General features: G+C 69.8%; 28 protein-coding genes and 3 tRNA genes. 16 read left to right on the top strand and 15 right to left on the bottom strand.

Features of this window, described 5'->3' with window-relative positions:
• The first annotated feature begins 11 nt into the window (after nucleotides 1-11).
• From trpD to ACJ7VY_RS14430, 3 genes are read left to right on the top strand one after another with little or no spacing between them, the layout of a single operon-like run.
• The gene (gene trpD / locus ACJ7VY_RS14440) at nucleotides 12-1043 is read left to right on the top strand and encodes an anthranilate phosphoribosyltransferase (RefSeq protein ID WP_240212374.1); all 1032 of its coding nucleotides are present in this window, start codon (nucleotides 12-14) and stop codon (nucleotides 1041-1043) included.
• A 51-nt stretch (nucleotides 1044-1094) separates the two neighbouring features.
• The gene (trpC, locus tag ACJ7VY_RS14435; protein ID WP_161614962.1) at nucleotides 1095-1889 is read left to right on the top strand and encodes an indole-3-glycerol phosphate synthase TrpC; all 795 of its coding nucleotides are present in this window, start codon (nucleotides 1095-1097) and stop codon (nucleotides 1887-1889) included.
• Nucleotides 1886-2602: a haloacid dehalogenase-like hydrolase gene (locus ACJ7VY_RS14430; RefSeq protein ID WP_409475906.1), complete on the top strand. Its 717-nt coding sequence runs from the start codon at nucleotides 1886-1888 to the stop codon at nucleotides 2600-2602. Before trpC ends, ACJ7VY_RS14430 begins: the two co-directional genes overlap by 4 nt.
• Nucleotides 2603-2632: 30 nt before the next feature.
• Here ACJ7VY_RS14430 and ACJ7VY_RS14425 read toward each other — a convergent pair whose 3' ends face one another.
• Together ACJ7VY_RS14425 and crp are read right to left on the bottom strand one after the other, a co-directional pair.
• Complete coding sequence (locus ACJ7VY_RS14425) at nucleotides 2633-3391, bottom strand: sulfite exporter TauE/SafE family protein (protein ID WP_161614961.1); 759 nt, start codon at nucleotides 3389-3391, stop codon at nucleotides 2633-2635.
• A gap of 214 nt (nucleotides 3392-3605) precedes the next feature.
• Entirely contained in the window at nucleotides 3606-4295 is a 690-nt protein-coding gene (gene crp, locus ACJ7VY_RS14420) for a cAMP-activated global transcriptional regulator CRP (protein ID WP_104940282.1), read from the bottom strand.
• A gap of 156 nt (nucleotides 4296-4451) precedes the next feature.
• Between crp and speD the strand changes: the two genes are divergently transcribed.
• Entirely contained in the window at nucleotides 4452-5246 is a 795-nt protein-coding gene (gene speD, locus ACJ7VY_RS14415; RefSeq protein WP_054667806.1) for an adenosylmethionine decarboxylase, read from the top strand.
• Nucleotides 5247-5407: 161 nt separating this feature from the next.
• On the top strand, nucleotides 5408-5722 hold the full coding sequence (gene sugE / locus ACJ7VY_RS14410) for a quaternary ammonium compound efflux SMR transporter SugE (RefSeq protein WP_104939716.1): 315 nt from the start codon (nucleotides 5408-5410) through the stop codon (nucleotides 5720-5722).
• Nucleotides 5723-6115: 393 nt separating this feature from the next.
• Here sugE and coq7 read toward each other — a convergent pair whose 3' ends face one another.
• Nucleotides 6116-6760: a 2-polyprenyl-3-methyl-6-methoxy-1,4-benzoquinone monooxygenase gene (gene coq7, locus ACJ7VY_RS14405; RefSeq protein WP_409475905.1), complete on the bottom strand. Its 645-nt coding sequence runs from the start codon at nucleotides 6758-6760 to the stop codon at nucleotides 6116-6118.
• Between the two features lie 195 nt (nucleotides 6761-6955).
• Here coq7 and rplM point away from each other — a divergent pair, with 195 nt between their 5' ends.
• Nucleotides 6956-7384 carry a 50S ribosomal protein L13 gene (rplM, locus tag ACJ7VY_RS14400; protein ID WP_056932810.1) on the top strand — a complete coding sequence of 143 codons (429 nt, stop codon included), beginning with the start codon at nucleotides 6956-6958 and terminating at the stop codon, nucleotides 7382-7384.
• 2 nt (nucleotides 7385-7386) lie between these two features.
• Nucleotides 7387-7779, top strand: coding sequence for a 30S ribosomal protein S9 (gene rpsI / locus ACJ7VY_RS14395; RefSeq protein ID WP_054667799.1), 393 nt, complete (start codon nucleotides 7387-7389; stop codon nucleotides 7777-7779).
• A 185-nt stretch (nucleotides 7780-7964) separates the two neighbouring features.
• Here the strand turns inward: rpsI and ACJ7VY_RS14390 are convergent.
• From ACJ7VY_RS14390 to ACJ7VY_RS14380, 3 genes are all read right to left on the bottom strand, one after another.
• Nucleotides 7965-8039 (bottom strand) — tRNA-Gln (locus ACJ7VY_RS14390).
• 108 nt (nucleotides 8040-8147) lie between these two features.
• A tRNA-Gln gene (locus tag ACJ7VY_RS14385) sits at nucleotides 8148-8222 on the bottom strand.
• Nucleotides 8223-8253: 31 nt separating this feature from the next.
• Nucleotides 8254-8330 (bottom strand) — tRNA-Met (locus ACJ7VY_RS14380).
• Between the two features lie 120 nt (nucleotides 8331-8450).
• On the opposite strand from ACJ7VY_RS14380, the gene ACJ7VY_RS14375 reads away from it, so the two are divergent.
• From ACJ7VY_RS14375 to bfr, 3 genes are all read left to right on the top strand, one after another.
• On the top strand, nucleotides 8451-9071 hold the full coding sequence (locus ACJ7VY_RS14375) for an RNA pyrophosphohydrolase (RefSeq protein ID WP_056932809.1): 621 nt from the start codon (nucleotides 8451-8453) through the stop codon (nucleotides 9069-9071).
• A 106-nt stretch (nucleotides 9072-9177) separates the two neighbouring features.
• The gene (locus ACJ7VY_RS14370) at nucleotides 9178-9387 is read left to right on the top strand and encodes a bacterioferritin-associated ferredoxin (protein WP_104940281.1); all 210 of its coding nucleotides are present in this window, start codon (nucleotides 9178-9180) and stop codon (nucleotides 9385-9387) included.
• Nucleotides 9388-9533: 146 nt separating this feature from the next.
• Nucleotides 9534-10004, top strand: a complete 471-nt coding sequence (gene bfr / locus ACJ7VY_RS14365) for a bacterioferritin (RefSeq protein ID WP_104939714.1) — start codon at nucleotides 9534-9536, stop codon at nucleotides 10002-10004.
• Between the two features lie 177 nt (nucleotides 10005-10181).
• On the opposite strand, the gene ACJ7VY_RS14360 is transcribed toward bfr, so the two are convergent.
• The 3 genes from ACJ7VY_RS14360 to ACJ7VY_RS14350 are packed head-to-tail and all read right to left on the bottom strand — an operon-like array spanning nucleotide 10182 to nucleotide 14956.
• A complete protein-coding gene (locus tag ACJ7VY_RS14360; RefSeq protein WP_409475904.1) occupies nucleotides 10182-12467 on the bottom strand; it encodes an ATP-binding protein in 2286 nt (761 codons plus the stop codon).
• A 1-nt stretch (nucleotide 12468) separates the two neighbouring features.
• The gene (locus tag ACJ7VY_RS14355) at nucleotides 12469-14286 is read right to left on the bottom strand and encodes an EAL domain-containing protein (protein ID WP_409475903.1); all 1818 of its coding nucleotides are present in this window, start codon (nucleotides 14284-14286) and stop codon (nucleotides 12469-12471) included.
• A gap of 31 nt (nucleotides 14287-14317) precedes the next feature.
• Entirely contained in the window at nucleotides 14318-14956 is a 639-nt protein-coding gene (locus ACJ7VY_RS14350) for a DUF4126 domain-containing protein (protein ID WP_161614956.1), read from the bottom strand.
• 169 nt (nucleotides 14957-15125) lie between these two features.
• Here ACJ7VY_RS14350 and ACJ7VY_RS14345 point away from each other — a divergent pair, with 169 nt between their 5' ends.
• From ACJ7VY_RS14345 to ampE, 5 genes are all read left to right on the top strand, one after another.
• On the top strand, nucleotides 15126-15866 hold the full coding sequence (locus ACJ7VY_RS14345) for a DUF6776 family protein (protein WP_161614955.1): 741 nt from the start codon (nucleotides 15126-15128) through the stop codon (nucleotides 15864-15866).
• On the top strand, nucleotides 15866-16294 hold the full coding sequence (locus ACJ7VY_RS14340; protein WP_104939710.1) for a polymer-forming cytoskeletal protein: 429 nt from the start codon (nucleotides 15866-15868) through the stop codon (nucleotides 16292-16294). The genes ACJ7VY_RS14345 and ACJ7VY_RS14340 overlap by 1 nt, the downstream gene beginning before the upstream one ends.
• A 31-nt stretch (nucleotides 16295-16325) precedes the next feature.
• The gene (gene erpA / locus ACJ7VY_RS14335) at nucleotides 16326-16712 is read left to right on the top strand and encodes an iron-sulfur cluster insertion protein ErpA (RefSeq protein ID WP_161614954.1); all 387 of its coding nucleotides are present in this window, start codon (nucleotides 16326-16328) and stop codon (nucleotides 16710-16712) included.
• 86 nt (nucleotides 16713-16798) lie between these two features.
• Nucleotides 16799-17704 carry an NAD(+) diphosphatase gene (gene nudC, locus ACJ7VY_RS14330; RefSeq protein ID WP_409475902.1) on the top strand — a complete coding sequence of 302 codons (906 nt, stop codon included), beginning with the start codon at nucleotides 16799-16801 and terminating at the stop codon, nucleotides 17702-17704.
• A gap of 76 nt (nucleotides 17705-17780) precedes the next feature.
• A complete protein-coding gene (gene ampE, locus ACJ7VY_RS14325; protein WP_293760912.1) occupies nucleotides 17781-18668 on the top strand; it encodes a regulatory signaling modulator protein AmpE in 888 nt (295 codons plus the stop codon).
• Nucleotides 18669-18872: 204 nt separating this feature from the next.
• Here the strand turns inward: ampE and ACJ7VY_RS14320 are convergent, their stop codons facing one another.
• The 5 genes from ACJ7VY_RS14320 to ACJ7VY_RS14300 form a co-directional block, all read right to left on the bottom strand.
• Nucleotides 18873-19283: a DUF2752 domain-containing protein gene (locus ACJ7VY_RS14320; protein WP_233996392.1), complete on the bottom strand. Its 411-nt coding sequence runs from the start codon at nucleotides 19281-19283 to the stop codon at nucleotides 18873-18875.
• A 9-nt stretch (nucleotides 19284-19292) separates the two neighbouring features.
• Nucleotides 19293-19601, bottom strand: a complete 309-nt coding sequence (locus ACJ7VY_RS14315) for a CD225/dispanin family protein (RefSeq protein WP_104939708.1) — start codon at nucleotides 19599-19601, stop codon at nucleotides 19293-19295.
• Between the two features lie 22 nt (nucleotides 19602-19623).
• A complete protein-coding gene (locus ACJ7VY_RS14310) occupies nucleotides 19624-19950 on the bottom strand; it encodes a hypothetical protein (RefSeq protein ID WP_240212366.1) in 327 nt (108 codons plus the stop codon).
• 90 nt (nucleotides 19951-20040) lie between these two features.
• Entirely contained in the window at nucleotides 20041-21930 is a 1890-nt protein-coding gene (locus ACJ7VY_RS14305) for an MFS transporter (protein ID WP_409475901.1), read from the bottom strand.
• A complete protein-coding gene (locus tag ACJ7VY_RS14300) occupies nucleotides 21917-22852 on the bottom strand; it encodes a LysR family transcriptional regulator (protein ID WP_409475900.1) in 936 nt (311 codons plus the stop codon). The genes ACJ7VY_RS14305 and ACJ7VY_RS14300 overlap by 14 nt, the downstream gene beginning before the upstream one ends.
• Nucleotides 22853-22951: 99 nt before the next feature.
• Between ACJ7VY_RS14300 and ACJ7VY_RS14295 the strand changes: the two genes are divergently transcribed.
• A complete protein-coding gene (locus tag ACJ7VY_RS14295; RefSeq protein WP_409475899.1) occupies nucleotides 22952-24133 on the top strand; it encodes an MFS transporter in 1182 nt (393 codons plus the stop codon).
• On the opposite strand, the gene yccS is transcribed toward ACJ7VY_RS14295, so the two are convergent.
• Nucleotides 24130-26328: a YccS family putative transporter gene (gene yccS, locus ACJ7VY_RS14290; RefSeq protein WP_409475898.1), complete on the bottom strand. Its 2199-nt coding sequence runs from the start codon at nucleotides 26326-26328 to the stop codon at nucleotides 24130-24132. The two genes, ACJ7VY_RS14295 and yccS, sit on opposite strands and share 4 nt — an antisense overlap.
• Between the last annotated feature and the right edge of the window lie 142 nt (nucleotides 26329-26470).

Raw genomic sequence — 26470 nt, 5'->3', positions numbered from 1 at the left:
CTGGAGTTTTCATGACCATCACCGCGCAGGAAGCCCTGCAACGCACCATCGAGCACCGCGAGATCTTCTTCGACGAGATGGTCGACCTGATGCGGCAGATCATGCGTGGCGAGGTGTCCCCGACCATGACCGCGGCCATCCTCACCGGACTGCGGGTGAAGAAGGAAACCGTCGGCGAGATCGCCGGCGCGGCCACGGTGATGCGCGAGTTCGCGCTGCCGGTGGCGGTGGCCGACAAGACCCACCTGGTCGACATCGTCGGCACCGGCGGCGACGGCTCGCATACCTTCAACATCTCCACCTGCTCGATGTTCGTGGTGGCCGCGGCCGGCGCCAGGGTGGCCAAGCACGGCAACCGCAGCGTGTCGTCCAAGTCCGGCAGCGCCGATGCGGTGGAGGCGCTGGGCGCGGCGATCGAGCTGCAGCCGGACCAGGTGGCCCGGCTCATCGAACAGACCGGCATCGGCTTCATGTTCGCGCCGATGCACCACCCGGCGATGAAGGTGGTGGCGCCGGTACGCCGCGAGATGGGCGTGCGCACCATCTTCAACATCCTCGGCCCGCTGACCAACCCCGTGGGCGCCACCAACATCCTCATGGGCGTGTTCCACCCCGACCTGGTGGGCATCCAGGCGCGGGTGCTGCGCGAGCTCGGCGCGGAGCGTGCGCTGGTGGTGTGGGGGCGTGACAACATGGATGAGATTTCGCTCGGCGCCGGCACCCTGGTCGGCGAGCTGCGCGACGGCAAGGTGCGCGAGTACGAGATCCACCCGGAGGATTTCGGCATCGCCATGTCGGCCAGCCGCAACCTCAAGGTCGCCGATCCGGCAGAGTCCATCGCCATGCTGCGCGGCGTGCTCGACAACCAGCCCGGCCCGGCCAACGACATCGTCGCGCTCAATGCCGGCGCCGCGCTGTACGCTGCCGGCGTGGCCGACAGCATCGCCGATGGCCTGGCGCGGGCGCGCGCGGTCATCGCAGACGGCAGCGCCCGCGCACGCATGCAGCAGTACGTCGCCGCCAGCCGCGCGCTGGCCGGTTGAGCGCCCCCCGTCTTCCCCTACCGCCGTACCGCATTCCAGGAAAGCAGAGCCATGAGCGACATCCTCAACACCATCCTTGCCCGCAAGACGCAGGAGGTGGCCGAGCGCAGTGCCCGCGTGCCGCTGGCCGAGCTGAGGGCGCGCGTGGCCGACGCGCCGCCGGTGCGCGGTTTCGCCAGTGCGCTGCAGGCGGCCATCGCCAACGGCGACCCGGCGGTGATCGCCGAAGTCAAGAAGGCCAGCCCGTCCAAGGGCGTGATCCGCCCCGACTTCCGCCCCGCGGAGATCGCGGTGAGCTATGAGCTGGGCGGCGCCAGCTGCCTGTCGGTGCTCACCGACGTGGACTTCTTCCAGGGCGCCGACGCCTACCTGCGGGAGGCGCGCGAGGCCTGCACGCTGCCGGTGCTGCGCAAGGATTTCGTCATCGACCCCTATCAGGTGGTCGAGGCCCGCGTGCTGGGCGCGGACTGCATCCTGCTCATCGTTTCGGCGCTGGACGACCGCCAGCTGGCCGGGTTGTCCGACCTGGCGATGCAGCTGGGCATGGACGTGCTGGTGGAAGTCCATGACATCGACGAGCTGGAGCGCGCGATCCAGGTGCCGGTACCGCTGGTGGGCATCAACAACCGCAACCTGCGCACCTTCGAGGTATCGCTGGACACCACCCTGTCGATGCGCGCGGCGGTGCCGCGCGACCGCCTGCTGGTCACCGAGAGCGGCATCCTCGGCCCGGGTGACGTCAGGACCATGCGCGAGGCCGGCGTCAACGCCTTCCTGGTCGGCGAGGCCTTCATGCGCGTGGAGGAGCCGGGCGAGGGCCTGCGTCAGCTATTCTTCAGCGCATGACCGAGTCCTACCCCGTTCCCCACGACGACGCGCAGCTGGTCGTCTTCGATTTCGACCACACCCTGTACGACGGCGATTCCGGCAGCCACCTGTTCGCCTGGCTGATCCGCCGCAACCCGCTGCGGATGCTGGCGGCAGTGCTGGCCACGCCGCTGTTGGGCCCGCTGGTGGCGCTGCTGCCGACACGCCGTTTCGGTATCTCCGGCTACGTGTGGATCGCGACGTTCGGCCTGCACCGGGCGCGCGAGTTCAACGGCATCATCGACCAGTACGTGCGCGCGCACGAGCCGGCCATCCGCGCGCGCCTGCTGCCGCGCGCGCTGGCGGTATTCGCCGCGCATCGCCGCGCCGGCGACCGGGTGGTGGTCGCGACCGGTGCGCCGCCGGAGCTGGCGCGGGCCATCCTGGCCTTCGTCGCGCACCAGGACGTGCCGGTGGTCGGCAGCGAAGTGGGGCCGCGGCTGGGCGCCATGGGCGCCACCCGCCACTGCCACAACGAAGAGAAGATGCGCATGCTGCGCGAGCGCGGCTATGGCGACATCGCCATCGCCTATTCGGACAGCACCGCCGACCTGCCGCTGCTGCGCGCGGCCAGGGCGCCGGTGGTGGTCAACCCCAAACAGGCGCGGGTGGCCTATTTCCGCCGGGTGCTGCCGGCCGGCACCCGCATCCTCAACTGGGGCTGCGTCGACCGCGGCGGCGAACCGGCCTGAGCGGCGCTGCCGGCCGGTGGCCGGCGGCGGTCATCCCAGCCAGCGGTGCAGCGCGTGTCCGATCTGGAACAGGCTGATCGACAGCACCAGCACGCCCACCGCCACCAGCACCCAGCGCTCCTTGAGGCGCTTGACCAGCAGCGCCGCCACCGGCGCGGCCATCATCCCGCCCACCAGCAGTCCGGCGACGATGGACAGGTGCTGCAGCCCCATCGACAGCAGGAAGGTGGCCGAGATCGACAGGGTGACGATGAACTCGGCGGCATTCACCGTGCCGATGGTGGTGCGGGCCTGGCCGCCGCGCGCGAGCAGGGTCGAGGTCGCCACCGGCCCCCAGCCGCCGCCGCCACTGGCGTCGAGCAGGCCGGCGAAGAAGCCCAGCACCGGTACCCGTTGCACCTCGCTGCGCGGGGTGAAGCGGCCGGCCGCGCGGGCCAGGATGAAGATCGCCAGCGCCAGCAGGTAGAGATAGATGAAGGGGCGGATGAACTCGCCGGGCAACTGGGTCAGGACATAGGCGCCCAGCGCGCCGCCGACCGCCCCCGGCAATGCCAGGCGCAGGAACAGCCGCCGGTCGACATTGCCCGCTGCCAGATGCGATACGCCGGACGCGCCGGTGGTGAACACCTCGGCCGTGTGGATGCTGGCGCTCACCGCCGCCGGCGGCAGGCCCATGCTCAGCAGGACCGACGAGGACACCAGCCCGAACGCCATGCCCAGCGCGCCATCGACCAGCTGTGCCCCGATCCCGATCAGGATGAACCAGTAGAACTCGCTTCCAAATTCCATCACCGGAGCCTGTTCGCTTGGGGCGGATGCGTCAAGGAGATGGGAGGCGGGACGTAGCTGCCCTGCCTTGAGGCGGGCGAAGCCGAGTTCCCGCCGGAACAGCCCCCTTTGGCAAAGGGCGCACGCCGGCAGGCGTGGGGATTCGGGTGTCCAGTACGCCGGGGCCCAAAGTCTGCTTTGCAGACTTTTGCGTTGAAAGTACGTCTACGCGCTTTCAACGCGTTCCGTACAGCACGATGGTCTTGCCGCGCGCGTGCAGGATGCCGTCGGCCTGCAGCTTCTTGAGCACGCGCCCGGCCATTTCCCGCGAACAGCCCACCAGCCGGGCGATCTCCTGGCGCGACACGCGCAGCTGGGTGCCCTGCGGATGACTCATCGATTCCGGCTCGCGGGCCAGGTCGTGCAGGGTGCGCACGATGCGGTCGGTCACATCCAGGAACGCCAGGCGGCTGGCCTTGCGGCTGGTATGCAGCAGGCGCCGTGAAATCTGCGAGCCGATGGCGTACAGCAGCCGCGGGGCGTCGCTGGACAGCGGCCCGAGGAACAGCTGGTGCAGCCGTTCGTAGCTGATCTCGGCCAGTTCGCAGGGGGTACGGGTGCGCAGGATCACCTCGCGCTTGTCCGATTCGATGAACAGGCCCATCTCGCCGACGAACTCGCCAGCGCCGAAGTAGCCCAGCACCAGCTCGCGGTCCTCGTCCTCCTCGGCGATGATGCTGACCGAGCCGCTGACCACGTAATACATGGTGCCGGCCGGGTCGCCCGGGCGGAACACATCGGTGCGCGCCGGATAGCGGCGGCGGTGGCTGTGGGCCAGGAACCGATCGATGGTGGCGATGTCCAGGGCCAAGGGGCTGGAGGCGAGGCGCACGGTAGGCACGGTGTTGGCGATCCCTGGACTCATGATGACGTTCATGTTCGTGTTTATGAACTTGTCTTAACGGACAAGCTTAGCGACGCCGGCCATAAGGGGCAAACGCCTGTTGGCCGCGCACGTTTCGCCAGGGGGCGGTTTGCCCCATAATTGCCCCCTTTCCCACCATTCACAGGACCGACCGCCGTGGTCAAGCCGTTGCCTCGCCTGAGGTTGCAGGGTTTCAACAACCTCACCAAGGCGCTGAGCTTCAACATCTATGACGTCTGCTATGCGCGTACCGAAGAGGAGCGCCAGCGTTACATCGAGTACATCGACGAGGAATACAACGCCGATCGACTCACGCAGATCCTCACCGATGTGGCCGAGATCATCGGCGCCAACATCCTGAACATCGCCCGTCAGGATTACGATCCGCAGGGTGCGTCGGTGACCATCCTCATCTCCGAGGAGCCGGTGATCGACAAGAAGGCCGCGGGCAAGGAGCTGATTTCCGACGCCGTGGTCGCGCACATGGACAAGAGCCACATCACCGTCCATACCTATCCCGAGACCCACCCGCAGGAAGGCATCGCCACCTTCCGCGCCGACATCGACGTCGCCACCTGCGGCGTGATCTCGCCGCTGAAGGCGTTGAACTACCTGATCGAGAGCCTCGAGTCGGACATCGTGATCATGGACTACCGCGTCCGTGGCTTCACCCGCGACGTGAAGGGCAAGAAGCACTTCATCGACCACAAGATCAACTCGATCCAGAACTTCCTGGCCAAGAACATCAAGTCGCGCTACGAGATGTTCGACGTCAACGTCTACCAGGAAAACATCTTCCACACGAAGATGCACCTGAAGGACTTCGACCTGGACCAGTACCTGTTCGAGGAGAAGGCGAAGAACCTGTCGTTCAAGGAGCGCATGAAGATCGAGGCGCTGCTGCGCCGCGAGATCGAGGAGCTGTTCCACGGTCGCAACCTGGCCGAGTGACGGTTACATGCGGTTCGGGGAGCGGTTGCTAGCCTGCCGCTCCTGAAATACCCGGCGGGACGGCCCGCCCCGTGGAGCGATCCGCGGACCACAGCCGACGGCGGCCCGGTGCTCACGCACCGGGCCGCTTCTTTTTTGTCCCGTACCCAAGGAGGAAACCCGTGGCCTGGATCTATCTGCTGGTGGCCGGTCTGTTCGAAGTCGTCTGGGCGATCGGCCTGAAGTACACCGAGGGCTGGACCCGCCTGTGGCCCAGCGTGGGCACCCTGGCCGCGATGGGGGTCAGCTTCTGGTGCCTGTCGCAGTCGCTCAAGTCGATCCCGATCGGCACCGGTTATGCGATCTGGACCGGGATCGGCGCGGTCGGCGCCGCGGCGCTGGGCATCGTGCTGTTCGGTGACAGCGCCTCGTGGCCGCGGCTGCTGTGCATCGGGCTGATCGTGTCCGGCGTGATCGGGCTGAAAGTGGTGGGGTGATCCTGGCCGCGGCGCGGCCAGGCCCCGGGGCTTGTGTGGCCAGCCCCGGGGCCCGCCGCGGGTCGGCCCATCCCGCGCGCCTTCGGTGCACCGGCTATTGCAAAGGCCGCGGCGCACCGGACGGGTTGCAGGCTTCGTGCGTTCCGCTGTGTGGGCTGGGGTGCGCGGGGGCTGGCCGGCGCTGGCCTTTGCCGGCCGGGCGGCCGGTGCCATCACTGCGCGGATCGGCAGTGGCAGGGGCGGGGCGGCGGGTGCTGCCTCCGCGGGCGCCGCGCTGAACCCGGCCGGGGCGTCGGGTTCGCCTGTCCCCGCGGCGATCGTCGCGCCTGCCTGGAGAAAGGCGGTGCTGCAGGGGGCTCCGGGCGCTCCAGGCGTTGCGCCGTGGGCCTGGATTCAGAGGCGATAGGCGATGGCTTTCATGGCCCGCGAAGCCAGTGCCATCACCGTCGGGATCGGTGGCGGCAGGAGTCGCGCGCCGGCGTGTTCGGCATGGTCGGCGTGGCGCGCCTCGTCGATCTTCATGACCTTGAGGATCTCGCGGCTGCGCTGGTCGGCCGCTGGCAGGGTCTCCAGGTGTTCGTCCAGGTGCGCCTCGACCTGGCGCTCGGTTTCCACCACGAAACCCAGGTTCCAGCCGTCGCCGCGCAGCCCGGCGAGGGTGCCGATGGCATAGCTGCCGGCATACCACAGCGGGTTGAACAGGCTGGGGCGGCTGTCGAGCTCGCGCAGGCGGTCCGCACACCAGCCCAGGTGGTCGGTCTCTTCCTGCGCCGCTGCCAGCAGGTGCGCGCGGGTGGACGCATCGCGGGCGACGGCCGCCTGTCCAAAATACAGCCCCTGTGCGCAGACTTCGCCGACGTGGTTGATGCGCATCAGGCCCGCGGCGTGGCGCCTTTCCTCGGGTTCCAGCACCACGTCCGGGGTGTCGCCGGCCGGGTTGGGCCGGCGCGCCGGCGGGTTGCCGAACACCGTGTCCAGGGCGCGCTGGGCCTCGGTCAGCAGGCGATCCAGGGGCGTGAAGACGCGGTCGGTGATCATGGCGTCCAGGCGGGGTGGGGGGGAGAGCCGGATTCTCGCCGCTGTCCCCAGGGCTGCCAAGGCCGGGCGGGCGGCGGCTTGCGTGAGCCGGCCGCGGCCGGTACAATCCCGCCTCTTGTGTTTCACCTTCACAACGCGTGGCAGAGTTCCGGCAGTGCAGCGCCGCAATGAGCCCGACCTAACCTGAGTTCTTTCATGAGCACTTTCACCGCAAAGAACGAGACCGTCCAGCGTGACTGGTATCTCGTCGACGCCTCGGGCAAGACCCTGGGCCGTCTGGCCACCGAGCTGGCCCGCCGCCTGCGTGGCAAGCACAAGCCGGTCTACACCCCGCACGTCGATACCGGCGACTACCTGGTTGTCATCAACGCAGAAAAGATTGTCGTCACCGGCAAGAAGCTGCAGGACAAGCAGTACCACCGCTTCACCGGCTACATCGGCAACCTGAAGACCGAGACCCTGGCCCAGGCGCTGGAGCGCCACCCGGAGCGCGTGATCGAGATCGCTGTCAAGGGCATGCTGCCGAAGGGCCCGCTGGGTCGCGCCATGTACCGCAAGCTCAAGGTCTACGCCGGCGCCGAGCATCCGCACGCCGCCCAGCAGCCGCAAGTTCTGGATATCTAATCATGGCTATCACGCAAAACTACGGCACTGGCCGCCGCAAGTCCTCCACCGCCCGTGTGTTCCTGCGCAAGGGTTCGGGCAACATCACCGTCAATGGCCGTCCGCTGGACGAGTTCTTCGGCCGTGAGACCGCGCGCATGATCGTGCGCCAGCCGCTCGAGCTGACCAAGAACACCGAGAGCTTCGACGTCATCGTCACCGCCACCGGCGGCGGCACCACCGGCCAGGCCGGTGCGATCCGCCTGGGCATCGCCCGCGCCCTGGTCGAGTACGACGAAGGCCTGAAGTCCGAGCTGCGCAAGGCCGGCTTCATGACCCGCGACGCCCGCGAAGTCGAGCGCAAGAAGGTTGGTCTGCACAAGGCCCGCCGCGCCACCCAGTTCTCCAAGCGCTGATCCATCGCGCCTGGCGTGGGATCCTCCGGGACCCTGCTGGGAAAACAAAAGCCCGGCCTTGGCCGGGCTTTTGTCGTTCAAGGGTGGCGCGAAGGCCATGCCGCGCGGGCGCCCGGTCGAGGTGCCTGCCGATGGCAGGAGGGGCAAAAAGAAAGGCCTGATCTTTCGATCAGGCCTTTGCTGTTTGGCAGCCCCGGAAGGATTCGAACCTCCGAATGCCTGAGTCAGAGTCAGGTGCCTTACCGCTTGGCGACGGGGCTAGGCAGGGGTGGATTATCGCATGCCGCGGCGGCCGAGGCCAACAGGCGTGGCAAGACCGCTGGAGCAGGCAAAAAAAGACCAGATCTTTCGATCTGGTCTTCGGTATCTGGCAGCCCCGGAAGGATTCGAACCTCCGAATGTCTGAGTCAGAGTCAGATGCCTTACCGCTTGGCGACGGGGCTGTGGCTTTCAGGAGCCGGGCTCCTGCTCCCTTGGTGGCTATGGGTGGACTCGAACCACCGACCCCAGCATTATGAGTGCTGTGCTCTAACCGGCTGAGCTACATAGCCTCAGGGAGCCCGCAATTCTGCGTATCGGCGGCTTGCCTGTCAACTGTTTTTTCCACGCTTGTGGCATTGCAGCGGCCATGGCAGAGTCCAAGCCAGTAGAAATATTTAGGAGTCCGCATCGTGATCGATCCGGACGGCTATCGACCGAACGTCGGCATCGTGCTGATGCGGGAAGACGGACAGGTGTTCTGGGCACGACGCGTGCGCCGGGATGGCTGGCAGTTCCCGCAGGGTGGGATGAACTCCGACGAGACCCCGGTCGAGGCCATGTATCGCGAGTTGCAGGAAGAAACCGGCCTGTTGCCTGAACATGTCGAAGTGCTCGGGGCTACCCCGGGCTGGCTTCGCTACCGGTTGCCCAGTCGCGCCATCCGCCGCACCGAGAAGCAGGTCTGCATCGGCCAGAAGCAGGTCTGGTTCCTGCTGCGGCTGACCGGCGACGAGGGCCATGTGCGCCTGGACCATACCGAGGCCCCCGAGTTCGACCATTGGCGCTGGGTGGATTTCTGGTATCCGGTCGAGCATGTGGTGATGTTCAAGCGCGGGGTCTACGCGCGTGCGCTGCGGCACCTGGCGCCGCTGGCGCGTGGCATCGCCGGGCAGGGCGTTACCGCGATGCCGAAGAGCGCCCAGGAGGCGTGGATGCCGGGCCATGCGGCGGGCCATGAGCGCCCGCGCAAGCGGTCCCGCAAGCGCGGCTATTGGCCGCGCAAGGCGCAGGGCGAGGGGCCGACGGCCTGACCGGCGGCGTCTGATCGAGAACGATTCAGGATTTTAATTGACAATCGTTCTCGTTTTCGATGAAATGGTGTCCGGCCACTCCCGGCCGGTCTTGCCCAGCGCCCCCGTGTACGTCTGCATCTGCAACGGTGTCACCGACCACCAGATCCGCGAAGCGGCCGACAACGGCTGCAGTTCGGTTGCCGAACTGACGATGCGTACCGGCTGCGGTTCCAACTGCGGTTCCTGCCTGGAGATGGCGGGCGAGCTGCTGGCCCGGGCACGCGCGGCGCGCGACCTGCCGCTGCCGATCCTCGGCCTGGCCAGGGTGGCCTGAAGAACGTCGCGGCGCACCGCCGCGGGGTGACCTCGCGGGACGCTGCCGCCATCGCGGCCGGACCAATGCATACGATTCGCGTTCCTTCATCGCCGCACGCGTGACGCTACAGTGCGCGCGTTCAACGCGTGCAGGAGCAACCCCCCATGAAAGGCGACGCCAAGGTCATCGAATTCCTCAACAAGGTGCTCTACAACGAGCTGACCGCGATCAACCAGTACTTCCTGCACGCCAAGATGCTGAAGAACTGGGGCCTGAAGGAACTGGCCGAGCACGAGTACAAGGAATCCATCGACGAGATGAAGCATGCGGACGCCTTGTCCGACCGCATCCTGTTCCTCGAGGGGCTGCCGAATTTCCAGGCGCTGGGCAAGCTGCGCATCGGCGAGAGCCCGGTGGAAATCCTGCGTTGCGACCTGGCGCTGGAAACCTCGGCCGTGGCGGTGCTGCGCGAAGCCGTGGCGTACGCGGAGAGCATCGGCGACTACGTCAGCCGCGAGTTGTTCGTGAAGATCCTCGATTCCGAGGAAGAGCACATCGACTGGCTGGAAACCCAGCTCGACCTGATCGAGCGCATCGGCGAACCGAATTACCTGCTGACCAAGCTGGACGATTGAACCTGCGGCCCGGCGCCGCGCCGGGCACTGCCGGCTCCCCGGCTACGGCGCGTCCGCGCCGCCGTGTGCCACGGCATCCCTCACCTGCGCAGTGCGGTGCTGCCTGCGCGGCGGTGATCTCACTCCCTTGCCCGCACGCGCGCTCGGGCGTGACGCGCGCATGCGCATGAGCCGGGTTCAGGCCTGCACGGCGCGTTCGCCGCGCATGTCCGACTGGTAGCCGATCAACGCCAGCCGCGCGCGCGCGAACTCGGCGATGATCAGCGCGACCATGACCGCCGGGCGTTCCAGCTTGCCGGCGCGGGCAGCCAGTTCGACCCGGCGCGCGGCGGCCGACAGTGCCAGCGCGCCGACGTTGGCGCTGGCCGATTTGAGGCTGTGCGCCAGTTCACGCAACTGCTCCAGGTCGGGAGCGACCGCGGCCTCCTGCAACTGCCGCACCAGCGGGGTGGTGTCGTCGAGGAACACGTCGATGATGGTGGCGGTCTCGGCGCCGGCGATCTCGCGCAGTTCGTCCAGCACCTCGCGGTCGAGCACCGGCAGGGCGGTGGACTGCGCGGCCGAGGCCGGGGCTTCCTCGAGCTGGGCCGGTGCCGCCTGCGGCGGTTCGTCGCCGGCGGTCGGCGCGGGTCCGCACCAGCGCAGCAGGCAGGCCTGCAGGCCTTCGCGCGAAATGGGCTTGGACAGGTAGTCGTCCATGCCCGCGTCCAGGCAGCGCTGGCGGTCGCCGACCATGGCGTTGGCGGTCATGGCGATGATCGGCAGGCGTGCGGCCTGCGTGGCGGCCTCGTGCTCGCGCCAGCGGCGGGTGGCGGCGTAACCGTCCAGGACCGGCATCTGGCAGTCCATCAGCACCGCCTGGTAGGGGGTGGCGTGCAGCTTGTCCAGCGCCAGCTGGCCGTTGATGGCGGTGTCCACTTCGCAGCCGAGCACGCCCAGCAGCTTCTGCGCCACCAGCAGGTTGACCGGGTTGTCCTCGACCAGCAGCACCCGCGCGCCGGCCAGCCCGCCGGCGCGTGCCGGCGGCGGCATGTCGGCATGCGGCGCTTCCGCTGTGGTGGCGGGCGTCTGCTGGAGCGGGAGCGGCGCGCGGGTGGCCGGTTCGCTCAAGGCCGTCCGCAGTGCCGCATCGGCCGCCTCGCGCGCGATCACGCGCGCACCGTCGTGCAGCTCGGCCGGCAGTGGCGCATCGCCCTGCAGCCAGACCAGGCGGTGCTCGCCGCTGGCGCGCTGCAGCGCCGCCACCCCCAGGCGCAGCGACGGCAGGTCGCCGATGACGGCATGCCAGGGCTGCGGCGTGCCGCCGGCGCGCAGCAGGTCCAGCGCTTCCTGCACCGTGTCCACGCTGCGCACGTCGAACCCCCAGTTCGGCAGCACCAGCTCCAGCCGCTGGCGCAGGCGCGCGTCGGTGGACACCAGCAGCACCCGGGGATGGGCGGCATGCGCGGGCGCGCGCAGGTCGCCGATCACCTTCAGCAGCGGAATCTCGAACCAGAAGGTCGAACCCTGGCCCGGTACCGAGTCCAGGCCGATCTTGCCGTGCATCAGGTCGATGATGCGCTTGCAGATGGCCAGCCCCAGGCCGGTGCCACCGTACAGGCGGGTGGTCGAGGCGTCGGCCTGGGTAAAGGCGCTGAACAGGCGTTGCTGCTGGTCGGCATCGATGCCGATGCCGGTGTCGCGGACCTCGAAGCGCAGCAGGTGCTGGGCATTGGTCTCGCCCATGCGCCGCACCTGCACCTGGATGCCGCCGCGCTCGGTGAACTTGATCGCATTGACCATCAGGTTGCTGAGGACCTGGCGCAGGCGCACCGGGTCGCCGCGCACCGCCAGCCGCACCGCCGGATCGAGCGCCAGGGTGATGTCCAGCCCCTTGTGCGCCGCCGAACGCCGCATCAGCTGCAGCAGCGAATCGAGCAGTTCGCGCAGGTTGAAGGTGGTGATCTCCAGCTCCAGCCGCTGCGCTTCGAGCTTGGAGTAGTCGAGGATGTCGTCGACGATGCGGAACAGCGCACGCGAGCTTTCGCTGGCGGTGTTGAGCATCTCGCGCTGCTCGGCGCCCAGCGGCCCCTGCGCGACCATCTCCAGCATCGGGATGATGCCGTTGAGCGGGGTGCGGATCTCGTGGCTCATGGTGGCCAGGAACTCGCCCTTGGCCAGCATCGCCGCTTCGGCGTCCTGCTTGGCCTGCAGCAGTTGCTGCTCCAGCTGCACATGGCGCTGCTGTTCCTGGCGCAGGCGCTGCAGCTCGCGCTCGTTGTCGCGCGCGCGCCGCGCGAACGCGGCGGAGGTTTCGGCCAGGGCGCGCGCGGCGAGCGCCGCCAGCAGCGCGCACAGGCAGGCAAACCCGGCCAGGACGGTGGACACCGCGTGCGCCGGCAGCGGCGGCGGCAGCCACTGCGCCGCGCCCGCGGCCAACGCGAGCATCGCCGAAGCCATGGCCCAGCGGTTGGCTGCCCGCATGTCAGAGCACCGTGTTCTGGAAGTCGAAGTCCAGCTCGCTGCCGACCGACTGCACCACGTTGCCCTGGATGAAGTCGATGCCGCTCATCCACATCGCGGCGGCGGCCTGCGGGTCCTCGATCTGCTGGCCGATGATCTGCAGCCCGGCGCGGTGCGCGGCGTCGATCGCGCCACGCAGCTCGTCGCGCAGTTTCTGGCTGGCATGGCTGCCGGCGAAACGCCCGGCCATGCGCACGAAGCCCAGCGGCAGCTGGGTCATCAGCGCGTTGGCCTCGTCGCCGGGTTCGAACTGGCTCAGGCAGAACTGCACGCCGGCGGGCATCAACCGCTCGCAGAACTGCTGCAGCGTCACCGCGTGCACCAGCGCGTCGCCCAGGCGCACGTCGATGACCAGCGAGCTGCCGGCGATCTGCCGGTCGGCGATGGCCTTGAGCAGCCAGCCGGCGAAGGCCTCGCGGGCAAGGCTGCGCAGCGACTGCGACACGAACAGCCGCATCGGTGGCACGGCGTGCTGGTAACGGTGCAGCAGTCCCAGCGCGTGGTCGAGCACCTGCTGGTCGAGGTCGCCGATGCGCCCGGCCGCTTCGGCCGCCGGAATCACCTGGCCGGCCGACAGCAGGGTGCCGTCGTTGCGGCGCAGGCGCAGCAGTACCTGGTACTGCGCGGTGTCGCTGCCGGCGACGGCCACGATCGGCTGGTAGGCCAGCTCGATCTGGCCTTCCAGCAGGGCCAGGTGTTCCTGCGCGGCAGCGTCGCCGTTGCCCTGGTAGGCGGCCACGCCGTCGGCGAGCAGCCGCGCCTGCAGGGCGGTGCGCTCGACCGCCTCCAGCGCGACGCCGGCATCCTCGAAGCCCTGCGACAGGCGGGCGTGGCCGACCGCGCAGCGCAGGTGCAGCGATTCGTCATCGCGCACCACGAACGGGTGCGCGGACAGTGCCTGGCGTACCGAACGGGCCAGCGCCTCGACCGCGTCCTCGTCCATGCCGCGGCCCAGCAGCAGGAAGCTGTTGTCGTTCAGCCGCGCCAGCAGGTGCGGCCGCGCGGCTTCGGCCAGGCGCCGGCCGGCCTGCACCATCAACCGTTCGAAGGCGGCATAGCCATAGCGTTCGCGCAGGCCCAGCGCGCTGGCGATCTCGATGAACATCAACCCGCCGGGCTCGGATCCGGCCAGTGCCGTATCCAGCTGCAGCATCAGGTTGTGGCGCGTGGGCAGGCCGGTCTCCGGGTTGCTCAGCGCTACCCCTTCGGCCGTGCCCCGCGCCTGCTGGCGCGAGCGGCGGATGCGGTTGGCCACCGCGGCGACCAGGTGGCGCGGGCGGATCGGCTTGGTGAGGAAGTCGTCGGCGCCGCTGTCGAGCACCTCGAACTGGCGCTCGGGGTCCGGATCGCCGGTCAGGAACACGATGGGCAGCAACTGCTGCTGCGGGTTCTGGCGGATCAGCGCGGTCAGGCGCATGCCGTCGAGCCCGGGCATGTGCAGGTCCATCAGGATCAGGTCGGGGCGGTGCTCGACGATCGCCTGCTGCACGCCTTCGGCGTCCATCTGCACGATGGCCTGCATGCCGGCGCCGTGCAGCACGCTCTGCGCGAACAGGGCCTGCGAGCGGTCGTCCTCGACGATCAGCACGCGATAGGGCGTTTCGGCCGCTGCGGCGGCCTGGCCCGACTCGGGCGCGGTGGCCGGCGCGGCGGCGATATGCGCGCGGACCGCCTCGGCCGGCGGCGCGTTCTCCACGCTCCAGCGCTGCCAGTAGTCTGCCGGCGGGACCTCCGCGCGCGTCAGCCGGGCGGAGGAAGTGGGTGTGTCGTTGCTTGCCATCGGTACTCCCCGTATGCCGTGGATTATGCGGTCAACGAGCCGGTGGCAGCGAATGGTCCCTGGCCGGTGCCGCTGGCGCGGCCGGCGGTGGTGCGGCGAACAGGCGCTTGACCCCGCGCCAGAGCGCGCGCCACACCAGCCATACGGTGAGCGCGCCCAGCAGGCTGGCGCCGACCACCACGGCCAGCGCCAGCCACGGGTGGGCCAGCGCCAGGGCCAGGCCGGCAATCACCACGCCGTCCTCGGCCACCGATGCGGCCCAGTTGCTGGCCGGCTCCGGGGAAGTGTTCAGCAGTGCGCGGGTGCCGGCCTTCAGGCCGTGGCTGGCCAGCGCCACGCCGGCGCCGGCGGCGAGCGCGCCGGCACCCAACTGCCCATCCGGGGACAACGTGGCCGCGGCCAGGAAGGCTCCGGCCGGTACCCGCGCCAGGGTCTGCAGCAGGTCCCAGATCGAATCCACGCCGGGGATCTTGTCGGCGAAGAACTCGGTGGTCGCCAGCGCCGCCGAGGTGCCCAGCACCCACCAGGACTGGGTGGCCTGCAACGCCGGCGGCAGCTCGACCCAGCCCAGCACGCCGGCCAGGCCGACGCCGAACACGGTCAGGTACACGCGGATGCCGGCCAGCCAGGCCAGCAGGATGCCGATGACGAAAACGTGGGCGTCGGTCATGGTCGCGGACTCCCGCGGGAACTGTGAGCAGGATCGCAACTATCGACCAAGCCCCTGGCGATTGCCAGTTCCCGGCGGGCCATGCCGGGAGTCGTTTACACTGCCCAGCCGTTTCAACCGGAGCGAAGGTGCCGCTTCGCGCAGGACCCGGCACCGGTGATGCAGCGCCATGAGCAACCGATCCCCGTCGCGTTTCCAGATCACCCTGCGCGGCACCCCGCAGCGATCGGCCTGGACCCGGCTGGCCGCCCTCGCCGTCGCCTGGCTGGTGTCGCTGCTGCTGGTCGGCTGGCTGGCCGCCCGCTACGCCTCGCCCGATGCCGGCGGGTTGCGCGAGCGGCTGCGCCAGAGCGAGCGCACCGTGGCCGCGCAGCGCGCGCAGATCGAGGAGCTGCGGCAGCGCCAGGCCACGCTGGAGGCGTCGGACAAGATCAGCCGCGCGGCCAACACCGAGGTGCAGGCGTCGCTGGCCGAGCGTGACGAGGAGATCGCCGGGCTGCGCGCGGACGTCGCGTTCTACGAGCGGCTGGTGGGCGCCACCAGCCAGCGCAAGGGGCTGAATGCGCATTCGGTGGAGTTCTCCGCCGAAGCCGCGGGCACCTGGCAGTACAGTGTGGTGCTGACGCAGAACCTGAACAGGGGAGCCATCAGCCAGGGGCAGATGCGGTTCTCGGTGGAAGGGGTCAAGGGCGGCAAGCTGGCGACGGTGAGCTGGGATGAGCTCCACCAGCGCCGCGACGTGCCCGGGCAGGCCTATTCGTTCCGCTATTTCCAGCGTCTGGACGGCAGCGTGATGCTGCCCAAGGATTTCACCCCGCAACGTGTGCGAGTCTCGTTGACCGGGCCCGGGGGGAGCGCGACGCAGACATTCGATTGGAAACTCGCCGGCAACGGCAGAGGGGAGCAGTGATGTTCAAGAACAAGTCCAGCCGCGACAGCCACCTGGTGGTGGACGCCCTGATCGGGCCGCAGGTGGTGATCCGGGGCGACGTGGTGTTCAGCGGCGGCCTGTACGTGGAAGGCCGCATCGAGGGCCGGGTGATCGCCGAGGAGGGCGCCAAGGCGGTGCTGACCCTGGCCGAACAGGGCCATATCGACGGCGAGGTGCGCGCGTCGGTGGTGGTGCTCAGCGGGCGCATGGACGGCGACGTCCACGCCGGCGAACGCATCGAACTGACGCCCACCGCCCGGGTCAACGGCAACGTCCATTACCAGGTGGTGGAGATGGGCGCCGGCGCGCAGCTCAACGGCCGCCTGGTGCATGCCACGACGATGGCCGCGCTGCCCTCGCCCGAGGCGGCCGCGCTGCAGGCGCAGGCTGAAGCGGCGGAGGCTTGAATCGGCGGGCGGGCGTCCCCATGCTGGGCGCATGAGCACGCTCGTTTCCCTGCCCGGCGCAACGGCCGCCCCCGATTACCAGTCCCTCGATCGCCCGCTGAACTTCACCCCGGCCGCCGCGGCCAAGGTGGGCGAGCTGATCCGCGAGGAGGGCAACGCTGCCCTGGCCCTGCGCGTCTATATCCAGGGCGGCGGCTGTTCCGGCTTCCAGTACGGCTTCGAGTTCGACGAGAACCGGGCCGACGACGACCTGGCGGTGGTCACCGATGGCGTGACCCTGCTGGTGGACCCGCTGAGCCTGCAGTACCTGATGGGCGCCGAGGTCGATTACTCGGAAAGCCTCACCGGGGCCCAGTTCGTGATCCGCAATCCCAATGCCCGCACGACCTGCGGCTGCGGCAGCAGTTTCGCCGTCTGAGCGCGGCGCCAGGCCGCCGGCACGCGCATCCCGCGGCGGACGCCGGCCGCTTCTCGCCACGCTGGTTTGCCGGTAGTCTGCCGACGATGCCTGCTTCCGATTCTTCCTTCCACGCCCATGCCTTTGCCGGCGCAGCGCTGGACCGCGCCGACGCACTGCGCGACGACGCCGACGCGCTGGCGCGGCTGTGGCCCGATGCCCGGGTGCTGGTGCTCGACGCCGATGGCACCGCCTTCGCCGACGCTGATGGGCAGCCGTTCCTGACCAGCGGCCGCGAACTGGGCGGCGGCCCGGGCACCGCCATCTTCCTGGGCATGCAGCAGGCGCGCGCCTGGTTCGTGGTTGAAGCGGCGATGGTGTCGGTACAGGCGCCGGGACGCATCGACCTGCGCCGCGCCGCCGCCGAGTGGCCGGCCGACGCATCCGGCGTGTTCTGCTATGCGCGCGGCATGTCGTACTGGCACTCGCGCAACCGCTTCTGCGGCGTCTGCGGCGCCGCGGTGGTGTTCGGGCGCGGCGGTTTCATCGGCCGCTGCGGCCAGTGCGGTACCGAGCACTACCCGCGGGTGGATCCGGCGGTCATCGTCGCGGTCGAGCATGACGGCCGCCTGCTGCTGGGCCGCCAGGCCAGCTGGGCGCCGCGGCGCTGGTCGGTGGTGGCCGGTTTCGTCGAACCCGGCGAGACCTTCGAGCAGACCGTCGCGCGCGAAGTGTTCGAGGAGACCCGGGTGCGGGTGATCCAGGCCGACTACCTGTGCACCCAGCCGTGGCCCTTCCCGGGGGCGCTGATGGTCGGCTTCCGCGCGATCGCGCACGGCGACGTGCCGCAGGTCGACGGCGAGCTCGAGGACGCACGCTGGTTCGATGCCGAGGAAATCGGCGCGGCGCTGCGCCGCGAGCAGGCCGACGATGGCCAGGGCATCCTGTTGTCGCCACGCATCTCGATCGCCCGTACGCTGATCGAGGACTGGTACCGGCGCCGGCAGCCATGAAGCCGGCAGCGGGTCGTCGCCGGCAGCAGCCTGCGCGGCCATGGCGGGGCCTACAATCGGGACCCGGAGGAATCGCATGTTCACGACCCTGGTAGCAGTGATCGCGGCACTGGTCCTTGGCCACCTGGCGCCCGCGGCGATGGCGGCGCTGCGCGACTGGCGCTGGTTCGGGCGCTGGCTGGGCTGGCTGCAGGTACACGAAGGCGGCGGCAATGCCGGCCGCTTCGGGCTGCTGCTGGCGATCCTTCCCTGGGTGCTGCTGGTGGCGGTCGTGCAGTGGCTGCTCGCCGGGCACCTGCACGGGCTGCCGTCGCTGCTGTTCGGCATGGGGGTGCTGGCGCTGTGCTGGGGGCCGCGCGACCTCGACCGCGATGTCGAGGCGGTCATCGACGCCGAAGACCCGGCCGCCTACGACGCGGCGGTCGCACAGCTGCAGTCGGCCGGCGGCAGCCTGCGCGAGGACCTGCCGACGCTGGTCGACGCGACCCTATACAACGCGTTGCGGCGCTGGTTCGCGCCGCTGTTCTGGTTCCTGCTGCTGGGCCCGCTGGGGGCGGTGCTGTACCGGCTGCTGGTGCAGTCGGTGCATGGCCCGATCGCCGCCGGCGTGGCCACCGAAGCCCGCGAAACGGGGGGCTGGGCGCTGGCGTTGCTGGAATGGCCGGTGGCCCAGCTGATGACCCTGTCGATGGCGCTGGTCGGCAATTTCGACACGGTGTTCTCGGCATGGCGCCGTGCCGGCGGCAACCGCTGGGCGCTGGACCTGGGATTCCTGGGCGAGGCCGCACGCGCCGGGGTCGGCATGGAGCTGGCCGAGGACGCGGCCGATGCGCGCGAGGCCGGCCTGGTCCCGCACGCCGAGCGTCACCCCGAGCTGCGCGACGCGATGAGCATGGTCTGGCGCATGCTGCTGCTGTGGATGGCGCTGCTGGCGCTGTTGATCATCGCCGGCTGGGTGGGCTGAGACCGGCGCAGGTGGCGGGCGTGCCCGGCACGGGGCATCGGCGTTGGGATTTCATGCCAGGCAAACCCCGCCTCCACGCGCCGGTCGCCTGATGCCGCCGGGGGCGCAAACGTAGGTGCCGGGCTTGCCCGGCACGGGCCTGGTGCGCGCGATGCCGGCACGCGCGCCAGGCATGGCGCGCCGGAGGTTGCCGCCCGATGTTTTTCAGCCCGGTGCCAGCAGGGTGAACGGATACCAGGGCAGGTTGCGGGCGATCCAGTAGGCCGGCAGCACCGCCAGCCACAGCTTCGGTGCCATCACCACCTTCATTAGCGGCTGCAACCAGCGTGGGTTCCAGCCGGCGGACCACAGCACCATCAACGGGATCAGGGCCAAGGTCACCAGGCCCAGTGGGTTCATCGAAAACGCGCGCAGCAGGTCGCCGTGGGCCAGCGCGTGCAGCGCGCGGGTCAGTCCGCAGCCGATGCAGTAGTAGCCGGTGAAGGCCAGGAACATGCAGGGCGGGAACGGGTTGCCCTCGACGTTCGGGTCGAAATGCCACAGCAGCCAGAGGCCGGCGGGAATCGCCAGTGCGACCCCCGCCAGCCCGAGCCTGTGCCGGGTTTCGAGCACCAATGCCACGGCTTACTGGTATTTCTGCAGCATTTCCATGTAGGCGGCGGCGCCGCCCATGGCGAAGTAGATGGCGTTGAACACCACGCCGATGATGGCCAGCGCGGTGGCCACCCAGCACCAGGTCTTGGCGTTGTTGGAGGCGCGGCGCGCGCCGTCGATATCGCCCTGGGCCAGCAGGTTGTTGACCTTGCTGGAGAACACGATGGCGACGATGCCCACCAGGCCCAGCGGGCAGCACAGGCAGGTGGCCAGGACCGTGGCGATGATCGACCAGGCCAGGTGGTTGGGGATGCTGCTGGCGGGATTGACGGTATTCATGGGTTCTCCGGTGGGATGGCGATCAGCGTGACTTGCAGGCGTTCGCCGCGGTCAGCGACGAGAGGATCATGGCCGCGACCCAGCACAGCGGCCAGGTGATGAAGCCGATGAAGACGAAGCACAGCAGCAGGTTGACGAGCGTCAGCGCCCAGTAGCCGAACATGATGATCAGGCCGGTGCCGACGTTGCCGGCGTACATGTGGCCGATGCCGAACGTCTGCAGGAACAGCCCCGGCAGCACCTCCAGCAGCGCCGCCACGCCGCCGGACTTCTGCGGATGGTAGTAGTGGTGCACCTGCTGCGGCGCGGGAGCGGCGGGAGCGCTGGGAGGGGGCGGTGGGATGTCCATGGTTCCTCGGTGTCGGCGGATGCCGTGCAATCCCTGCAGCCGCGTGTGGACGGGTAGCGTAGCGATTTGCCGGGCAGGCGGTAAAGCCGGTCAGGCGTCGTCGCCGCGCAATGCCCGTACCCGGGCCTCCAGCGCCGCCGCGTCGGTGGCGGTGCCGTCGACCGCGGGGGCAGCCACCACCTCGATGTGGGCGCGGAAGCGGCGCGGTACCCGCATCCGCCCCAGCCGCGTGTCGCGGCGGCTCCACATGCTGCTCCACATGCCTTTCAGCGCCAGCGGCACCACCGGCACCGGCCGCCGCGCGAGGATCTTCTCCACCCCGGAGCGGAACCGCGCGATGTCGCCGTCGCGGGTCAGCGCGCCCTCGGGGAAGATGCACACCAGTTCGCCTTCGGCCAGCGCCGCATCGATGGCGTCGAACGCGCGCTGCATCAGTTCGGCGTCCTCCTTGGGGCTGGCGATGGGAATGGCCTTGGCGGTGCGGAAGATCCAGCGCATCACCGGGATGTTGAAGATCCGGTAGTACATGACGAAGCGCACCGGGCGCGGGATCACCGCGGCCAGGATCAGCGCGTCCATGTAGCTGACGTGGTTGCACACGATCAGCGCCGCGCCTTCGTCGGGCACGTGTTCCTCGATGCCGGTCCGGCGCAGGCGGTACAGCGCGCGCACCATCACCCAGCTCAGGAAGCGCATCAGGAACTCGGGCACGATACTGAAGATGTAGCCGGCCACCAGCACGTTGGCGATGGCCAGCGCCAGGAACAGCTGCGGCACGCTCCAGTCCAGCACGCTCTGGGTGAGCAGGCCGGCCATCGCCGCCAGCACGATGAAGCCCGAGTTCTGGATGTTGAGCGCGGCGAACACGCGCGACATCTCCGACTTCGGCGTGCGGCTCTGGATCAGCGCGAACAGCGGCACCACGAACAGGCCGGTGAACAGACCGATGCCGAGCAGGTCGACGACGATGCGCACGCTGCCGGGCTGGCGCAGGAAGCCGGCCACGTCCAGCCCGCTCGCCGCCACCGTGCCGGTACGGGCGAAGTACAGGTCGAACAGGAACGCGCTCATGCCGAACGCGCCCAGCGGCACCAGGCCGATCTCGACGGTGCGCGCGGACAGCTTCTCGCACAGCAGCGAGCCGGTGCCGGTGCCCACCGAGAACAGCGCCAGGGCGAAGATGTACAGGGTCGAGCCGCCGCCCAGGTTGATCTCGGCGTAGGCCGGCAGCTGCGAGGTCAGCACGGTGCCGACGAACCAGAACCAGGACACGCCCAGCACCGCGTTGCGCACCGCCTTCTGCCTCCTGACCATGCGCAGCACCGCCAGCGATTCGGACAGCGGGTGCCAGTTGATCTTCAGGCCGGGCGCGCCGGCATCCACTTTCGGGATCAGCCGCGCGGCGATGTTGCCGGCCACCGCCAGCGCGATCACCGCCACCGAAGCCACGACCGGGCCGTGGCTGCCGGCCAGGGTGAAGATCATGCCGCCGGCGATCATGCCACCGAGGATGGAGAGGGACGTGCCCATCTCGACCAGGCCATTGCCGCCGGTCAGTTCCTCCGGCTTGAGGATGGACGGCAGCACCGAGTACTTCACCGGTCCGAACAGGGTGGACTGCAGCCCGGTGCAGAACAGCGCCACCAGCAGTACCGGCATGCTCTGGGTGAGGAAGCCCAGCGCGGCCAGCGACATGATCACGATTTCCATCGTGGTGGTGATGACGATCAGCCGCTGCTTCTCCAGCTTCTCGGCGAACTGGCCGGCCAGCGCCGAGAACAGGAAGTAGGGCAGGATGAAGATCGCCGGCGCGAGCATGGCGTAGATGCTGCGTTCCCTGGTGCTGACGCCGAGGAAGAACAGCAGGCCGATGATCGCCTGGCGGTACACGTTGTCGTTGAAGGCGCCCAGCGCCTGGACGACGAAGAACGGCAGGAAGCGGCGCTGTCCGAGCAGCGCGAACTGGTTATGGCCGGCCACGTGGGTTCCTTGGTTTGCGCCGCACCTTAGCAGGTTCGCTGTCCGCCCCGTGCGTCGCGGCGGCGGGCAGCAGCGCGAGCAGGGCGCGCGCGGCCGGGGTGGGATCGGCACGCCACACCGCGCAGGTCCGGAAGCGGAACGGTTCGTCCAGCGGGCGTACCTCCACCGCATGCATGCGCGCGGCCATGCTGTCCGGAATCGCCGCGACCGCCAGCCCCGCGGCCACCAGCTGGCGCAGCAGTTCGCCGTGGCTGACCTCGTATTGCAGCCGCGGCACGACGCCGCGCTCGTCCAGCGCGTCGTCCATCATCCGGCGCACCCCGGCGCCGGGCACCAGCGCCGCCAGCGGCACGCCGTCGAGCGCGCTCAGCGGCACCCGCTGCATCGCCGCCAGCGCATCCCCGGGCGGCAGCAGCAGCGACAGGCCTTCCTCGTCGAGCAGGCGGTGCTGCGCCGGCAGCGGCACCTGCGGGCCGACGCCGACCAGGGCCACGTCGAGCCGGCCCTCGGCCAGCTCGGCCAGCAGTTCCTCGCTCATGCCCACGCGCAGGTGCACGTCCACGGCCGGATGCGCGCTGCGGAAGCGGGCCAGCAGCGCGGGCACGTCGACCACGCTGAGCGCGGTGATCTGGCCGATGCGGATGCGCCCGCGCACCGTGCCCAGCGCCAGCGCCATTTCCTCCTGCAGCCGGTCGGCGGCCTGCAGGGTAAGCCGGGCGTTGCGCAGGAACACTTCACCGGCCGCGGTGGGCCGCACCTGGCGGTGGCCGCGTTCGAACAGGCGTGCGCCGAAGGCGTCCTCCAGCCGCGCCACCTGGTGGCTCAGCGCCGACTGCACGGTATGGCAGCGCGCGGCGGCGGCGGTGAACCCGCCCTCCTCGGCGACGGCGACGACGAACTCCAGCTGGCGCAGGGTGAACATGCCATCACTCAGAAAGATGGAAAGGATGAAAACAATACATTGGCGTCATTCATGGGTGGCCCACAGACTTGCCTTCCGTTGTTCCCCATCGAGGCCGTGATGTCCAGCCAATCCCCCCAACCGCACGTGCTCAGCCAGCGCCGGGTCATGCTGCTGGCCGCCGCCACCGGGCTGATCGTGGCCAGCAACTATTACGCCCAGCCGCTGCTGCAGCTGCTGGGCGACGCGTTCGGGCTGGGCGCCGGCCGCGTGGGCTGGGTGATGACCGTCGCGCAGTTGTCCTATGCCGCCGGGCTGCTGCTGATCGTGCCGCTGGGCGACCGCCTGGAACGGCGCCGGCTGATCGTGGCGCTGTTCGTACTGGCGGCGCTGGGGCTGCTGGTCAGTGCCAGCGCCGGCCATTTCACGCAGCTGCTGGCCGGTACCGCGCTCAGCGGGCTGTGCGCGGTGGCCGCGCAGGTGATCATCCCGCATGCGGCGACGCTGGCGGCGCCGGAGCGGCGCGGGCGCGTGGTCGGCACGCTCATGGCCGGGCTGCTGCTGGGCATCCTGCTGGCGCGCACGGCTTCGGGGCTGCTGGCCGGGATCGGCTCCTGGCATACCGTGTACTGGGTGGCCGGTGTCGCGCTGCTGCTCATGGCGCTGGCGCTGGCGCGCGCGCTGCCGGCCTACCGGCCGCGGGCGACGCTGTCGTATCCACGGCTGCTCGCCTCGGTGCTGGCGCTGTTGCGCGACGAGCCGGTGCTGCGCCGGCGCGCATGGCTGGGCGCGCTGCTGTTCGCCGGCTTCAGCGTGTTCTGGACGCCGCTGGCGTTCCTGCTGTCCGGGCCGGCCTATGGCTATTCCATCGCCAGCATCGGCCTGTTCGGGCTGGTCGGTGCCGCCGGTGCGCTGGCCGCCAGCCGCGCCGGGCGCCTGAGCGACCGCGGCCACGGCCGCCTGGTGACCGGTGGCGGGCTGGTGCTGTTGCTGCTGTCGTGGGGGGTGTTGCTGCTGGCGCCGGTGTCGCTGGCCGCGCTGGTGGTGGGCGTGCTGGCGCTGGACGTGGCGGTGCAGGCGGTGCACATCGACAACCAGAGCACGATCTACCGCCTGGACGAGAGCGCCCGCAGCCGCATCACCGCGGCCTACATGACCTGCTACTTCATCGGTGGCGCGGCCGGTTCCGCGCTGGGCACGCTGGGCTGGACCCGGTACGGCTGGAACGGGGTGTGCGCGGTGGGCATCGCACTGGCGCTGGCGGCGCTGCTGGCAATGCCGCGCGCGTCGGCGCGACGCTAGCCTTGCGAAGCCGCCAGCGTGGCCGGCGCCGGCGCGCCCACCGCTTCGTCCGCGGCCGCGCGCAGCCGCGGCAGCAGGCGCAGGATCAGCGCCAGCTGGGTGCGTACCAGCCGCGATTTGTCGTCGCTGTCGCCGGGCAACTGCTCCAGCGTATCCGCCAGCGCGGCCTCATCGACCTCGGCCGCCGGCACCGGCCGCCGCGCGGCGAGCGCGGCCGACAGCCCGGCCAGCGCCTGCTGCAGGCATTGCTGGGCATGGCTGACCAGGGGGTCGTCGGTCACCGTGGCGCGCGCGCGGTGCGCGCCGAGCGCGGACAGGTAGCCGAGCAGGGTGTTGGACAGCGCCAGGAAGCGGAACCCGGCATCCAGGTTGCCGCGCGCGTAGCCGGGCTCGCGCAGCATGTTGGACAGCGCCACCGACAGTGCGACGTCGGCGTTGTGCATGTCGCGGCGGGCGATGCGGTAGGGCAGGTCGTCGCGCATGCCGCTGCGGTACTGGCCCAGCACCTCGTCCAGGTAACGGGCGCTGGTGGCGATCACCTGTGCCATCACCCGGTGCAGGCGCCGCCCCTGCCAGTCGGGCAGGATCAGCAGCGAGGCGGTGGCGGCGATCACGCAGCCGATCAGCGTGTCCAGCAGCCGCGGCCAGATCAGCACGAAGCCGTCGCCGAGCAGGTTGAAGCACAGCAGCGCCATGGTGGTGATCGCGGCGGTGGCGATCACGTAGCGCTCGGTGCGGGTGACGAAGAACAGCAGCGCCGCGGCCAGCGCCAGCAGCAATTGCAGCGTGGTGCCCGGGAACAGCTGCATCAGCGCCCAGGTCACGCCCAGCCCGACCAGGGTGCCGCCGATGCGCTGCACCAGCCGCAGCCGGGTGGCGCCGAAATGCGGCCGGCACACGAACACGATGGTGAGCAGGATCCAGTAGCCGTTGCTGGGGTGCACCAGCTTGAGCACGGCGTACCCGGCGATCAGCGCCAGGGCGATGCGCACGCCGTGGCGGAACAGCACCGAGCCGGGCGTCAGCGCCTGGCGCAGCCGGGTGGCCATCTCGCGCAGGGTATGCGGCGAGGAATCGCGCAGGCGGGTGTCGATGCCTTCCAGTGGCGTGTCGGCCAGCGACGCCTCGGACAACTGCCGCGCGATGCTGGACAGGTTGCTCGCCAGCAGCTGCAGCGAGCCGAGCAGGCGCTGCCAGTGCGGGTTGTGCTGGTCGCGCAGGTATTGCAGCGAATGTTCCAGGTCCTGCCCGGCCTGGCGGTTGCGCTCGCCGTAGTCGAACGGCTGGCGCAGGCGGATGGCCTGGCCCAGCGCCATGCAGGCGCTGCCCTGCAGCGACAGCAGGCGCCGGCAGCGGTACAGCACGTCGCTGTGGAAGAACGCCTCGGTCAGCGCCTCGTAGGGATAGTGCGAGGAACTGGCGCGTTCGTGGAAATCCTGCGCCATGTAGTACAGGCGGAAATACAGCCCGGACTGCACCCCGGGGCGCCCGGAGCGGCCGAAGCGGCTGAGGATGGCGGTCTTGGCCGCGTTGAGCGCCTCGACCACGCGCACGTTCTGCTCGGCCAGCGCCAGCCGCCGTGCCTCCAGGTCGCCATGGCGCACCGGCTCGAACAGGTCCGCCTTGAGCTGCAGGTAGCGCCCGAGCTCGGCGAACAGCCGTGCCAGCCGCTCGCGCACCGGCCGGTTGGCGAACATCACCGTCCACAGGATCGACAGCGCGCCATACCACGCCGCGCCGGCCAGCATCTGCGCCACGTCGCGCCAGGCCGCACCGGTGCCGGCGCCGCGGTGCTGGTCCATCGCGATCATGGTGTAGATCGCCAGGGTCACCGTGGCCTGGCCGATGGAGGCGTAGCGTTCGCCCAGGGCGCCCAGCAGGGTCAGCGCGAACGCGGCCAGTGCCACCGCCGCGACGAACGGCAGCGGCCAGTCGAACAGCTGGATGACCGCGGCGGCGGCGGCGACGAAGCACAGCAGCGACAGCAGCACCGATTTGCTGCGGCCCCAGCCGTTGTCGTCGGTCTCGGCCACGGCGCTGGCGATGGTGCCCAGGAACAGCGACGGCAGCGGCTGCAGGTCGCCGCGGTACCAGCACACGGCCATCAGCGTGCCCAGTGCGATGAACACGCGCAGGCCGTAACTGGCCTTCTCATGGGCCCAGAGCCGGTTCAACAGGCGTTCGGTGGGGCGCATGCCGGTGCGGTGGGTCGCCAAGCGATGGAGTGCGTCAGCTTGCAGTGCCTGCCCGTGCAGGACAAGGCCGGGTATGCGTTGCGTCGTGAGCAGGGCGGGTCGACAGGGGTATTGGCATTGCTTGGCGTGGTTGGGTCATGGG

Origin of the sequence: Stenotrophomonas sp. Y-13, assembly GCF_046267925.1 — a bacterium.
Lineage (GTDB): Bacteria > Pseudomonadota > Gammaproteobacteria > Xanthomonadales > Xanthomonadaceae > Stenotrophomonas > Stenotrophomonas acidaminiphila_A.
The sequence above is the reverse complement of the archived record's forward strand: the minus strand, read 5'-3'. Positions and strand labels throughout refer to the sequence as shown.